Raw genomic sequence first — 13725 nt, forward strand, 5'->3', positions numbered from 1 at the left:
GAAAATAGAAAGGACTATTTACGGCTGTGGATAATCGCCAGTGAGGAGGGACGCGTAATCCTGGCGTGAAACCTCGCTAAAGCCGCTGATCAACAGCGCTGTACACAGGGTGCGATACGCCGGATCGCTCACCAGCTGGCGCAGCGCATCGCGCAGCAGCGCAATGCGTGACGGTGGCGTGTTTTTGGCGGTAATCAACGGCAGCCCCGGCGCGGCGCGGCTTGCCCCCATAACGGCAAGGTTAGAGATTAACTGTGGCGCATGGCGCTGGAGCAGAGCAAAGGTCACACAGTCGATGGCCGCAATATCCGCTCTGCCCTCGCCGATCTCAACCAGCGACTGGCGGTGGCTGCCGCTGAAGATAACCTCATTAAAGAAGATCCCCTGCTGCGCCAGCGGGGCAGCCATCTGCATAAACACGTTGTAGCCCGACTGGGAGTCAGGTGCATTGCAGACCGCACGGCTGCCGCGAAAATCCGCCAGCGTTTTATGTCTGTCACGCTGGCGCACCACCAGCAGGCTGCGGTAGCGGATGCCTTCGCAGCCCGGAGCAGAGTAGTGAAAGCAGCCCACCGTCTGCACCTCCTTTAGCTGCGTGACCAGCGGATAGCCACACGCCTGGCTGAGCAGCAGCTCGTCATCCTGCCAGTGGCTCAGCAGATCCTCCTGCGGCCAGACCGGTGTGACGGCAACACCCCTTGCCGCCAGCAGATCCTGCACAGCCTGGATCAGCGCCTCGCTATCCGGGCGGTGCAGGTCATACATTGGAAACGCAATCTTATTGCTCATTACCGTTCGCCTTGCTAAAGCCGGGGTGAACATTGACGTTCACCGAGCGGCATAAAAAGTGCCGCAGCCACTCGCCGTAGCCGCGCACCAGAAAGCCGCCGTTGCGCTGCTGATAGCTTGCCCGATCGCGCAGATAAACGTTGCGAAGTCCGTACCAGGGCACGCCCGGCAGATCGTGATGCACAGAATGGTAGTTCAGATTCAGGAACAGCACCCGCCACGGCAGCGACGCCTCGTTGATCACCGAGCGCGCCAGCAGATCGTTATCCGCCCGATGCTCCAGAAAAGATCGCACCTTCGTCAGCGCCAGCGCCGGATAGCTGACCGCCAGTACGAAGTAGAGGATCGAGAATTCGCAGTGCACCAGCCAGGCAAAGGTTACCGCCAGCAGGATACCGTGCACGATCCACATCGCCATCGCCCGACGATCCAGCTGGCGAAATGAGGTCAGCATCCCGCCCACCAGCTGGATGATATCCAGCGCCGGGGCCAGCAGCAGGCGGCCGGGGAAGGTGTTGCGCAGCGCAATCAGCTTGCGCTGCCAGGGCGCATAGCGCCGCCAGCGCCACTCGGGAATGTAGTAGGACTCGGGATCGTCCTCCGGCTGGGTGAGCAGATGGGTACGGTGGTGCGCCAGGTGCGCATCGCGATAGAGGCCATACGGATACCAGATCGCCAGCGGCATTAGCCCCAGCAGTTGGTTCACCCGTGGATAGCGCGTGGGGTGGCCGTGGATCAGCTCATGCTGGAGCGACATGTACCAGGTGGTGAACCAGATCAGCAGCAGCGTGGCGGGCAGCAGCCCCAGCGTTTGCCAGAACGCCAGCGTCGCAAACCAGCCGCCGTAGATCGCGACGATCAACATCCAGGTCGGCAGCTCGCTGCGCCACAGCCAAGAGCGGGCGCGCTGTCGAACCCAGTCGCGCTGCTGCTCGTGCAGCCAGCCAGCGGTGCTTTTCGCCATCGTTTTCCTCTACTCAGCTTGCTCGTCAGATAGCGCAAACGATGTGAGAAAACAGCGGTAATGACAAAGAATTTAAATGGCTTAGCTTTTGCGCGGCGCGGCAATATCCACCGCAGATAGAGCGCCCGGTGATAAACACCGGGCAGAGAGAACGCGTTATGCGCCAGCGTTATCCAGGGCGAGAATATCGTCCGGCGTGAGTTGAAGATTGATGGCCTCAACAAAGCCGTCGATGTGCTCAATTTTGGTCGCGCTGGCGATAGGCGCGGTTACGCCGGGGCGGCTAATCAGCCAGGCAAGCGCCACCTGGGCAGGCTTGACGTTGTGCTTCTCTGCAACGCTGTCCAGCCCCTCCAGAATGGCGTAGCCACGCGGGTTAAGGTATTTACCAACGCCCTCGCCGCGCTGGCTTTGGCCCAGATCCTTCTCGCTGCGATACTTCCCGGAGAGGAAGCCGGAGGCCAGGCTGAAGTAGGTCACCACGCCGATATTCTCCCGCACCACCAGCTCCTGCAATTCGCCTTCAAAGCCGTCGCGATCGTAGAGATTATACTCCGGCTGTAGCACCTGATAGCGCGGCAGGCCATTGGCATCGGCTGCCTTAAGTGAGGCCTCTAGCTGCGATGCATTGAGGTTGGATGCACCAACCGCGCGGATCTTGCCCGCCTTCAGCAGCTTCTCATAGGCGCCGAGGGTCTCCTCATACGGCGTGCTGTCGTCTGGCCAGTGGGAAAAGTAGAGATCGATATAGTCCGTTTGCAGGCGCTTCAGGGAGTCATCAACCGCCTGCTCGATCCAGCGGGCAGAGAGCCCTTTTTTCCCCGGCTCGCCAAGGTCGGATCCCACTTTGGTAAACAGGGTGATCTTTTCCCGTGCGCCAGGGTGGGCAGCGAACCACTTGCCAAGGATCGTTTCGGATTCGCCACCTTTGTTACCCGGTGCCCAGGCAGAGTAGACGTCAGCGGTGTCGATAGCGGTCAGGCCGCGCTCCAGCAGCGCATCCAGCAGAGTGAAGCTCTGCTTCTCATCAACGGTCCAGCCAAAGACGTTACCGCCAAAAACCAGCGGTGGAATGTGTAATCCCGTCGTGCCTAATGAACGTAAAGCCATGCGCAATACCCCTTTTTTGAGTTACGGTATAGGCAATCGTAGACAAAACACGGCGAGGCATAAGCAATCTTTTGCGTATGATTATCAGAATCAGGCAAAACCGCATTAAAAGTGAAAATGAGGCTCTATATTTGTTAGATATACTTAACTTATAAATTAATTTCACTAAGCAACAATGGTTTGTTTTACTTATAGGTGAGAAAAGCTTAAGGTATCTTTGTCACCTTGTTCAGATAAAGACGTATCCAAATAATGAAGAAAGCAATAGTTTTTTTACTATGGTCAGGTATAACTCTGTCAGCGCTACTTGGAGTGTTATCAGCAGCCTTGAATATTATGTTGATGCTTTCGTTAGCTTTTGATACGCCCGTAGATAGCTATACTTATGGTTTCCTAATTGGCCGCTGGAGCTTTACGCTTATCATGGTTATTACATTCTATGTTTTAAAGCGGTTAATAAGGAAATATAGCTTATAGCTAATCACGCATACTAATAAGCCATATCAAATAATATAGCCTGCTAACATGCGCTGATTACCCAAGGAAAGGTAAGGAATTATCTTTCAAACAAAAAATCAGGCTTTATGTAATAGAGTTTTAAGTTTGATTCCCGGCACAGGGATCCATGAATGCATATAAAATGCTACGGGTCAGCTGACCCGTAGCAGAGAGGGTAAAGATTACTTCAGACGGTAGGCCACCACAGCGTCGCCGCCTTTGGTGCCCAGCGAGCCGTGACCGCCTGCGGCAATAACTACGTACTGCTTGTTATCACTACCCAGGTAGGTCGCCGGAGTCGCCTGACCGCCTGCTGGCAGCTCGGTCTGCCACAGCAGCTTACCGGTGTTGATGTCGTAGGCGCGGAAGAAGTTATCCGCCGTTGCGCCGTGGAACACCACGTCACCCGCCGTCACCAGCGGACCGCCGTGAGCGACCATCCCCATCGGGAAGCCGATTGGGAAACGCCCTGGCAGGAAGGTGGTGTTGAGGTTTTTGGTCGTCCCTACTCGACGCATCCACTCCGTTTTACCGGTGGTCAGATCGACACCCACCATGCGGCCCCACGGTGGAGCAATACACGGAATGCCCAGATCGGAAGAGAGCTGCTGAATGTGGATCGCGTAAGTCCCCTGGAAGTTCTCGTTCCAGTACGGCGAGTTCTCCTTGGTAAACAGACGCTCTTCTTCTGTCTGTGGGGTACGTTTGATCAGGTTGTATTTATAGGCCAGACGCACTGGCGAAGCGATCAGGATCTGACGCTCCGGATCGATAGCCACCGACCCCCAGTTAAACACGCCGATGTTACCCGGGAAGACAATGGAGCCGCCTTCGGTGGCCGGTGTCCACGGGTTACCGTCGTAGCGCAGCGATTTGAAATCGATACGGCAGGCCATCTGATCGAACGGCGTGATCCCCCACATCGCTTTTTCGCTCAGCGGATCGGGAATAAAGTTCAGCGCGGAGACCGGCTGGGTCGGCGAGAAGTTCTCCCCGGTGATGCCGCCTTCGGTCGATACTTTCTGCTGGTTGATCGGGTAGACAGGCTCCCCGGTCAGACGGTTAAGCACAAACAGGTTGCCGGTTTTGGTCGGCAGAATAACGACAGGCTGCTTTTTGCCCTGGTAGTCGATATCCAGCAGCGACGGCTGGGACGGGTTATCGCGGTCCCACAGGTCATGCTTCGAGGACTGGAAACGCCACTTGAACGCACCGGTATTGAGATCCAGCGCCACCAGCGTGTCGCGGAATTTCTCGGTGTTGCTCTGCGGATCGCGCTGGGTACCGACTTCATCCGGCGAGGCGTTGCCAAACGGCACGTAGACCAAGCCGTTTTTCAGGTCGGCGCTAAGGGTAGCCCAGGCCACAGGAGTATCCTGCGGGAAGGTCTGCCCGGCGGCAATCGGCTGGGTATTCTCAGGATTTGCCGGATCGAAGTTCCAGACCAGACGACCGGTTTCGGCGTCAAAGGCACGGATCACGCCAGACGGGTTACCGCTGTTATAGCCGTTATCCATCACGGAGCCGCCGAGGATCACCAGCTTACCGGCGACCAGCGGAGCAGCGGTTTGCATCAGCGCGTGCGGACGAACGGTGCCCATGTTGTCATGCAGATCGACAATGCCGTTAGTACCAAAATCGGCGCACGGTTTACCGGTATCGGCATCCAGTGCGATCAGTTTTGCATCGGTAGTGGCGTTGAAGATGCGGCGAGTACAGGCTGCCGGTGCAGCGTTCGTCGCTGCCGGCTGGGCTGCGCTGCTGTTCTGCGCGGCTGCGCTGCCGTCGTAGTAGCTTACGCCACGGCAGGTCTGGTGCTGCTGGAGGTAGGAGCGATCCTTCTCAGGAACGTATTTCCACTTAAGCGCCCCGGTCTGCGGATCGAGAGCGTGAACTTCATTGTGCGGCGTACAGAAGTAGAGCGCATTGTTAACCTTCAGCGGCGTCGCCTCGAAGGTGTATTCCGTCGCGTCTTTGCTATCGCGCAGGTCGCCGGTGTGGTAGGTCCAGGCTACTTCCAGATCGCTGGCGTTATCTTTATTGATCTGGTTGAGCTTAGAGAAGCGCAGGCCGTTGGTAGTGCCACCGTAGGCGGTCCAGTTGTTTTCCGCGACGTCAGCGCTGGAGGCATTACGTGCAGTAGTAATAGTGCCTTCTTGCGGATACGGATCGTAGAAGCAGAGGCCGATCACCAGGGCGATCATCACCGCTACGGTACCGCCGAGGAAAGGATGGAAGCGACGCTCCCCTTCGCCATTGGCACGGAATAGCGGACGAACCACCCACGGCATCGCCAGCCAGAGGCCGATGACGCCAATCAGATCGCCGCGCGGGATCCACTGCCACTTATCGAAGCCGACCTCGTAGATGATCCAGGCCAGAACAATCCACATCAGCACCGCGTAGAGGCTAAGCGCAATGCGTTTGTTCAGGTAGAGCGTCACGGCGGTGGCAATGAGCCCCACGGCCATCACCGCGTAGAATGGCGAGCCACCGACCAGCAGCAGCTTCGCCCCCATATAGAGCATCGCGAGCCCAATGAGCGCGATGACAATACTTGTTATTTTGTTAAGCATGATTCCCCTGACATAGACAAATGTACAATTGAAACGGTGTTTTACAACAATTTCGAAACAATGTTACAACGATCACAAAAAAAATATAGAGTTAGCGTCGTTGCAAATTTGTCGTTTTGTGCGGGGAAAGGGTTGGAGCAAGGGTAAAAGGCGGGAGGCGCGGCCCCCTCAGGCGTTACGCGTCAGCCCAAACAGCCAGTCATTATGCAGTTGCTCCCGTAGCCGGTAGCTTTCGTGCAGCTCCTTCTCCAGGGTGAAGCCCACCTTTTCCAGCAGGCTGCGGGAAGCGAGATTGCCTGCGGTCACGGTGGCAATAAGACGGTTGATTCCGCCCTCGCGGAAGGCGTAATCGCAGACGGCTTGCAGAGATTCTGTTCCGTAGCCTTGCCCCTGGGCATCGGGCGCAAATAAAAAACCGACTTCGGCGCAGTCGCTATCGCGATGGATATAGCCCGTCACGCCCAGCTTTTTTCCGCTGGCTTTGTCAGAAACCACGAGGCACAGCCAGTGCGGGCTTTGGGGTGACCAGAGCGGCAACCGTGACGCAAAAGCGGCACGGATCTCTTCGTCTGACGGCATATCCGCCACGTAATACATTACCTGCGGATCTGTCTGTAGCGCGTGGAAAAAGTCCCAGTCGCGCTCTGTAATCTGCGTGCAGGTAAGTCTGGCGCTATTTATCGTTATCATTGAGAAACTCCAATACGTTAACACCCTGATTACCCGGAAAACTTTCGCGATCCGGCCACGCACAGAATAACACCCAGCGTGCTGGCGAGCATCGGCGGATCGACAGTTTCGTGCAGCAGCACGGCGGATAAGCCAAGCCCAAAGAACGGCTGCAGCAGTTGTAGCTGTCCTACAGTGGCGATGCCGCCCATTGCCAATCCTTTGTACCAGAAGATAAACCCAATAAGCATGCTAAACAGCGATACGTAGCCTAGCGCAACCCAGGTTGGCGTAGAGACGGCGCTAAACGATTCTGGCCGCGTGGTAAACGAGGCGATCAGCATGAAGGGCAGCGCAACGATCAGCGCCCAGCTAATGACCTGCCAGCCCCCCAGCTCCCGCGTCAGCTTTGCCCCTTCGGCATAGCCCAGTCCGCAGACAATAATGGCCGCGAACATCAGGAGATCTCCCGTCAACGACGCAGAGGCATGTTGCGACAGGGCAAAGCCGATCACCAGCAGGCTGCCCAGCACGGAGAAGATCCAAAAAGCAGGCCGTGGACGCTCGCCGCCGCGCAGCACGCCAAAAATCGCCGTAGTCAGCGGCAGCAGGCCCAGAAAGACAATGGAGTGCGCGGAGGTAACGTGCTGCAATGCCAGCGCCGTCAGCAGCGGAAAGCCAACCACCACGCCCAGCGCAACGATAACCAACGGCATAAGCTGCGACCGAAGCGGACGCTTTTCACGAAAGGTAACGATCAGCGCGGTTGCCAGAATACCGGCAATCGACGCGCGCAGGAACGTCAGAAAAAAGGGATCCATATCAAGTACGGCAACGCGGGTAGCGGGCAACGAGCCGCTGAAGATAATCACCCCAAGCAAACCGCTGAGCCAGCCCGATCCCGCTTTATGCGCAACTGCATTAACCATTTTTTACCACTCTCTATCAGCTTGAGTCATGAATAGCGGGATGGTAGTTTGCTTAATCCAGTACAATCAAAAAATTGTCATAGATACATGTCATGAAGGCGCGCTATAAATCGATCGTAGATAATTTTGCTGAGGCTATACGCTCCGGCAAAATTACAGCAGGTAGCCAATTACCCACGCACCGACAGCTTGCGTTAACCGAGCATATCTCGCTGGTGACGGCGACCCGGGTATATCGCGAGCTGGAAGCAATGGGGCTGGTCAGCGGTGAAACCGGACGAGGCACCTTTGTCAGGGATATCTCTCTGCCGCCCGGACACGGCGTGGATCAACTCGCCGTTGCCACAAACGTGCTGGATCTGAACTTCAACTATCCCTCCCTGCCGGGTCAAGGGGAGCGACTGCGCGACGCGCTCAGACAGATGGCGGCGGGCGGGGATATCGAATCCCACCTTCGCTATCAACCCCATGCGGGACGGCTGGCGGAGCGAGAAATTATCGCCCGTCACCTGACCCAACGCGGTTTTCGCCCTGACGCAGAGAATGTGCTTATCGTTAACGGTGCCCAGCACGGGCTGACCATCACCGCGATGGCCCTGCTCAAACCCGGTGATGTCGTCGCCGTAGATGCGCTAACCTATTCCGGTTTTAAAGCCTTAGCGGCACTCTGTCATCTTGAACTGGTTGCCATTCCCTGCACTGCCGAGGGACCGGATCTGCAGGCGCTGCGCCAGCTCTGTACCCGGCGGCAGGTGCGGGCTATTTACGCCATGCCGACGCTGCATAATCCTCTTGGCTGGGTACTGGATCGCCAGCAACGAAAAGCGATTGCCGACATTGCCCGGCAGCATGATCTGCTTATTATTGAAGATGCTGCCTACGCGTATTTGATCCGACACCCACCTCCGCCCCTTGCTGTCTTTGCTCCAGAAAGAACGGTCTATATCACCGGCTTTTCCAAAAACGTTGCCACCGGGCTGCGCGTAGGCGTTGCCATCTGCCCTGCTCACTATCGACCTGCGCTTGAGCGGGCAATAAGGGCCACGGCGTGGAATACGCCTTCGCTGATGACAACGCTGGTTTGCAACTGGATTGAGGACGGTACCGTTTCGCGGTTTGAGACGCTTAAGCGCCGCGATGCCAGGCTGCGCCAGTCCGTAGCAAGAGAGTGTCTGGGTCATCTCCCCTGTATTACGCATCCCGATTCCTATTTTATTTGGCTGCCGCTGGCGGAAGAGGCCAGAGCCGACCGGGTGGTAAAAGCGTTAATGGATAATAATATTTCGGTATCCACCGCCGAGCCATTCTCGGTTTCAGCAAGCGTGCCGCAGGCCATTCGCATTGCACTAGGCTCGGTGTCTATGGATAACCTGCGCAGCGCGCTGGTAAAGGTACGGGAAGTCATTGAGTTTGAACAGTATGGGTTGCGGGGAAGCGATGGTGTTTGACTGTCTTACCTTAGGTCATTTATACGTGAGGTTAGCGTAATTTAACTTCTCTTTTTTAATGAGCCTCACAATCAAGACATACGCAGCAGTAGTAATAGCGATGTTGATAATAAAGATTGCGATGTAAACGGCCGTGCTTTGCAAACCGTTAACCAACGACTCATAAGGCATAACCCGAAAAACGATCCAGAACAGCCAGGTATACAAGAATACCTTCAGAAATCGCCGGACTGTAGACGTCATCCACTTTTTCGCATGATGACCAACCGTGCTGCGTTTAACGGCAATATGGTATGCCGTTATTAGTGCACTCAGTAACGGGATGCTAATTAGCGTATTAATTAAAAGGCTGAAGTAATCGGACACCGCCTCCCATGCCTCGGGATTTGGCTCCCCCTCGATAGCAGCGGTAAATCGCTGTGCGCCTTCAAAATCAAACCGTTCCGTAATAGCACTCACTACCCCATCGTAGGGCACCCATTTAGCCACAAGAAACATAATTAAAATGAATAATGCAATTTTTATAATCGGGTTAAATTTATCTTTTACTGCCACTAGCAATTGCCTCAATAGCGCCGGATCGATATCTCCCTTCGCTAAGATAAGAGAAACTTTTTAAACGTTGTGACATTCTCTCCTGAATGAACCCTACCTTCAACTTATCAAGTACCTCCAGGCCGATCTTGACCTACTGTAATGCTGCTGAACCTGTCCAGATAGCGTTGCATTCGATGCCAGCAATCTTGTTACCGGTATCACGGAAAGCACTTTACGTAACCCAGATGTTAAATCCCGCAATTGTTAACCTTCCCGCTTCAACCACACTATTGTTCCTGATTACAGAACCCGTACCTTAACGACACCTGGTGACATCAATGACAACTAAAGTTACCCGTAAAGAAAAGATCAGTTATGGCCTTGGGGATATGGCTAGCCATGTTGGTTTGGATAACGTGATTATCTTTCTCACGTTTTACTATACCGATGTAGTGGGTCTACCGGCCGCATTCGTCGGAACCATGTTTCTGTTTGCCCGCACCGCCGATGCCATTATCGACCCTGCGATGGGCTATATGGCCGACCGTACCCGTTCCCGCTGGGGAAAATTTCGCCCATGGATGCTGTGGCTGGCCCTACCTTTTGGCCTGAGCTGCCTCCTGACCTATGCCGTACCGCAATCGCTGGATATGACAGGTAAAATGATTTTCGCCAGCGTTAGCTACACCTTTATGATGCTGATGTATACCGCCATCAATATCCCCTACTGCTCGATGGGCGCGGTGATTACCCCTGATAACGACGAGCGCATCTCCCTACAGTCCTGGCGCTTCTTCCTTGCTACGCTTGGCGGCGCCATGTCGACATTCTTCATGATGCCGCTGGCGGAGTACCTGGGCGGAGCGGATAAGCTGGCAGGCTATCGCTGGGCAATGGCGATTATGGCCAGTGCGGCGGTAGTTATGTTCTGGATCTGCTTTGCCAATACCCGCGAACGTATTAAAGCGCCCGCCACTCACAACAACTACCTTGCCGAACTACGGGATCTGCTGCGTAACGATCAATGGCGGGTCGTCGCAGTGCTCGTGATAACCAACATTGGCTTTGGCGTCATCCGCCTCGGGGCGATGATGTACTTCGTCACCTATTACCTCGGCAGCGCCAGCTATTTCATGTGGATGCTCGCTGCGCACATCCTTGGTAAAGCCGCCGGTAGCCTGCTGGCCAAGCGTCTGACCCGCAATTTCAATAAAGTTCAGATGTTCGGCTACTGTGCGGTACTGGCCGGTGTGCTCAGCATCGCCCTGTTCTTTGCACCGAAATCCGTTTTCGTCCTGGTTCCGCTAACGTTTATCGTCTCGACGCTCTATCAGGCGACCACCACGCTGATGTGGGTAATGATGGCCGACGTTGCCGACTACGGCGAATGGCGTCAGGGCAAACGTATGGATGGCATCATTTTCTCCACCTTCCTCGCCGTCCTCAAACTGGGAATGGCGCTCAGCGGTGCCATCGTCGGCTGGACCCTGGCCTTCAGCGGCTACGTCGCCAACGCGCCGGAACAGACGTCGCTGGCCATGCACAGTATCGTCGCCCTCTTCACCATCGTTCCCGGACTGCTCTCTCTGGCGGCTTTCGCCACGCTGCGCTGGTACAAGCTTGATGACCAGACCATGCAGGAAATCAATTTGGCTAAAATGCAATCTTTTGTGAAAGGATGACCTCTCCATGAGCGAATTAATTGAGCACGCTAACGCCATCGAATGGCGCTTCGAACGACAGATTTTACGTCTGGAGCCCTGGGGCAAGAATAGTCTGCGGGTACGCGCCACCTGCGCGCCGGCGTTTACTTCCGAGCCTCACGCTCTGCTGACGCCAGAATCATGCCAGGCCGACATTTTGCGAGATGCTGAAACCCTGACTCTGCGCAACGGCAACATCAGCGCGGTATTGAACCTTAAGGGCCAGCTGGCATTTTACAATCAGCACGGCGATCTACTGCTGGAGGAGATGTGGCGACAGCGTTCTACGGTTGGCATCGGTGCCAGTGAAAAAAGCCAGGACAAATACGTCAGCGCCCTGAAGCTGGATGGACGAGAATTTAAACCGCTGCCCGGCGGTAAATATCAGCTGACAGTACGTTTTGAAGCCCGCAATGGAGAACGGTTGTATGGCATGGGGCAGTATCAGCAGCCCTGGCTGGATCTGAAAGGCTGCTCTCTGGAGCTGGCGCAGCGTAACTCGCAGGCCAGCGTACCGTTTGTCCAATCCAGCCTCGGCTATGGCCTGCTGTGGAATAATCCGGCCATTGGCGAGGCTAGCTTTGCGAAAAACCACAGCCAATGGACCGCCCGCGTCACCCAGGAGATGGACTATTGGATAACCGCTGGTGATACCGTGATGGAGATGACCCGCCAGTATGCTAAAGCCACCGGTACGCCGCCCGCCGCGCCGGAATTTATCAGCGGTCTGTGGCAGTGTAAATTGCGCTACCGCACCCAGCAGGAGGTGTTGGACGTCGCTCGCGAATATCACCGACGCAACCTGCCGCTGTCAGTGATGGTTATCGATTTCTTCCACTGGCCGAATCAGGGAACCTGGTGTTTCGATCCTACCGACTGGCCGGATCCGCGGGCGATGGTAGAAGAGCTGGAATCAATGGGCATCAGGCTAATGGTTTCGGTCTGGCCGACCGTGGAAGCGCGTAGCCCGCTATTTCCGCAGATGAAAGCCAAAGGCTGGCTGGTGACCAGCGATCGCGGCGTGCAGATCAACCTCGATTTTATGGGCAACACGACCTTCTTTGACGCTACCCACCCGCAGGCGCGGCAGTTTGTCTGGGATACGGTGAAGAAAAACTATTTTGACTACGGGATCAAGCTGTTCTGGCTGGATGAAGCCGAGCCGGAGTACCGTGCCTATGACTTCGATAACTATCGCTACCATGCTGGACCGGTACTGGAAGTGGGCAACCGCTATCCGCGCGATTTTGCTCAGGGTTTCTACGATGGCCTGCGCGCAGAGGGCGAAAAGGAGATCGTCAACCTGGTGCGCTGTAGCTGGGCAGGCAGCCAACGCTACGGCGTACTCGCGTGGTCCGGGGACGTTCACTCCTCTTTCCATTCGTTCCGCAATCAGCTGGCTGCCGGGCTTAACATGGGCCTGGCGGGCATTCCATGGTGGACCACCGATATCGGCGGTTTCCAGGGCGGCAACATCCACGATCCCGCCTTTCACGAGCTGCTGATCCGCTGGTTCCAGTGGGCGGTGTTCTGTCCGGTCCTGCGTATGCACGGCTATCGCGAGCCGCGGATCCAGCCGCCGGAAAGCTATCGCCACGGTATTCCGCAATGCGATAGCGGTTCGCCCAACGAGCTGTGGAGCTACGGTGAGGAAAACTTCGCCATCATGCAGCGCTGGCTGGGCGTCCGCGAAGCGCTACGCCCCTATATTGATGAACTTTACGCCAATGCGCATCACCACGGCGATCCGCTCATGCGTCCGCTCTTCTGGCACTATCCCGACGAGGCGCAAAGCTGGCAGGTGGAAGATCAATATCTGTTTGGCCGTGATCTACTGGTCGCTCCGGTTATGCACGCCGGTCAACGTCAGCGCGATGTTTGGCTACCGGGCGACCACCAGTGGATCAATTTACAGGGAGAGTGCTATCAGGGCGGGCAGCGTATTTCAGTTCCTGCTGAACTGGAAACGATCCCGCTCTTTATTCGGGAAGGCAGCCCGCTGATTTCGCTCCTGGTAAAGTAAATCCCTAAATGAGCCGGTTATGCCCTCGTGGCATGCCGGTATTTCGATAATGATTTGCCTGTGGAGCCAGCTTATGGGTTCATCTGCTGAAGACCATTTTTTGTAGAAAAAACCGCGGAGAGGTAACGCCCGCTATCAGTAGCGTTTTTTTCAATTGTATAAAACACGGTATATGTATGGCCCTTTTGGAAGTCATAACCAAATGTTGGCAGACACTGTCCGTTAGTGATATACACAGGGTCATGTTCTAATGTCTTGAGAAGATTATTGTTTTCTCCGTCAGAGAACTGGACTGAAGAAACGAACTCCCCAGCATAGACAGGTGCAGTAATACAAATCTGGTTATCTTTTAATGTTACATTAGCGGGCTCTTTAGGCGGAATTCTATCGCCAGGCCCTGGGCAGCCTGAAAGTAAAAAGGCCACGACTATAACTGAATAATTTTTGTACATTGACACTCCTTTGTCTGAGCTTTCATC

Annotated in this window: 11 protein-coding genes; 3 read left to right on the top strand and 8 right to left on the bottom strand. The window is 55.4% G+C overall.

The genetic code is table 11. The annotated features are described in order from the left end of the window. Positions 1–18: 18 nt before the first annotated feature. The 6 genes from EV102420_RS01365 to EV102420_RS01390 all read right to left on the bottom strand — a co-directional run bounded on the left by EV102420_RS01365 (position 19) and on the right by EV102420_RS01390 (position 7535). Positions 19–789 carry a phosphate/phosphite/phosphonate ABC transporter substrate-binding protein gene (locus EV102420_RS01365; protein WP_042387995.1) on the bottom strand — a complete coding sequence of 257 codons (771 nt, stop codon included), beginning with the start codon at positions 787–789 and terminating at the stop codon, positions 19–21. Beyond that, on the bottom strand, positions 779–1753 hold the full coding sequence (locus EV102420_RS01370) for a fatty acid desaturase (RefSeq protein WP_042387997.1): 975 nt from the start codon (positions 1751–1753) through the stop codon (positions 779–781). Before EV102420_RS01370 ends, EV102420_RS01365 begins: the two co-directional genes overlap by 11 nt. Positions 1754–1909: 156 nt before the next feature. Beyond that, a complete protein-coding gene (locus tag EV102420_RS01375; RefSeq protein WP_042388000.1) occupies positions 1910–2863 on the bottom strand; it encodes an aldo/keto reductase in 954 nt (317 codons plus the stop codon). A 680-nt stretch (positions 2864–3543) separates the two neighbouring features. Continuing rightward, positions 3544–5937: a membrane-bound PQQ-dependent dehydrogenase, glucose/quinate/shikimate family gene (locus EV102420_RS01380; RefSeq protein WP_042388001.1), complete on the bottom strand. Its 2394-nt coding sequence runs from the start codon at positions 5935–5937 to the stop codon at positions 3544–3546. Positions 5938–6105: 168 nt separating this feature from the next. Beyond that, a complete protein-coding gene (locus tag EV102420_RS01385; protein WP_042388003.1) occupies positions 6106–6627 on the bottom strand; it encodes a GNAT family N-acetyltransferase in 522 nt (173 codons plus the stop codon). 29 nt (positions 6628–6656) lie between these two features. Continuing rightward, a complete protein-coding gene (locus EV102420_RS01390; protein ID WP_042388005.1) occupies positions 6657–7535 on the bottom strand; it encodes a DMT family transporter in 879 nt (292 codons plus the stop codon). Positions 7536–7627: 92 nt separating this feature from the next. Here EV102420_RS01390 and EV102420_RS01395 point away from each other — a divergent pair, with 92 nt between their 5' ends. Then, positions 7628–8983, top strand: coding sequence for an aminotransferase-like domain-containing protein (locus tag EV102420_RS01395; protein ID WP_042388007.1), 1356 nt, complete (start codon positions 7628–7630; stop codon positions 8981–8983). Between the two features lie 15 nt (positions 8984–8998). Here the strand turns inward: EV102420_RS01395 and EV102420_RS01400 are convergent, their stop codons facing one another. Further along, positions 8999–9538: a hypothetical protein gene (locus EV102420_RS01400; RefSeq protein ID WP_052512309.1), complete on the bottom strand. Its 540-nt coding sequence runs from the start codon at positions 9536–9538 to the stop codon at positions 8999–9001. A gap of 320 nt (positions 9539–9858) precedes the next feature. Here EV102420_RS01400 and EV102420_RS01405 point away from each other — a divergent pair, with 320 nt between their 5' ends. Both EV102420_RS01405 and EV102420_RS01410 read left to right on the top strand, forming a co-directional pair. Continuing rightward, on the top strand, positions 9859–11202 hold the full coding sequence (locus EV102420_RS01405; RefSeq protein ID WP_042388009.1) for a glycoside-pentoside-hexuronide (GPH):cation symporter: 1344 nt from the start codon (positions 9859–9861) through the stop codon (positions 11200–11202). 7 nt (positions 11203–11209) lie between these two features. Continuing rightward, positions 11210–13246, top strand: coding sequence for a glycoside hydrolase family 31 protein (locus tag EV102420_RS01410; RefSeq protein WP_042388011.1), 2037 nt, complete (start codon positions 11210–11212; stop codon positions 13244–13246). A gap of 71 nt (positions 13247–13317) precedes the next feature. Here the strand turns inward: EV102420_RS01410 and EV102420_RS01415 are convergent, their stop codons facing one another. Beyond that, positions 13318–13698 (bottom strand): putative T6SS immunity periplasmic lipoprotein, encoded by a 381-nt coding sequence (locus EV102420_RS01415; RefSeq protein ID WP_042388014.1) that lies wholly within the window; start codon positions 13696–13698, stop codon positions 13318–13320. Between the last annotated feature and the right edge of the window lie 27 nt (positions 13699–13725).

The sequence above is a fragment of the Pseudescherichia vulneris NBRC 102420 genome, assembly GCF_000759795.1.
Classification (GTDB): Bacteria; Pseudomonadota; Gammaproteobacteria; order Enterobacterales; family Enterobacteriaceae; genus Pseudescherichia; species Pseudescherichia vulneris.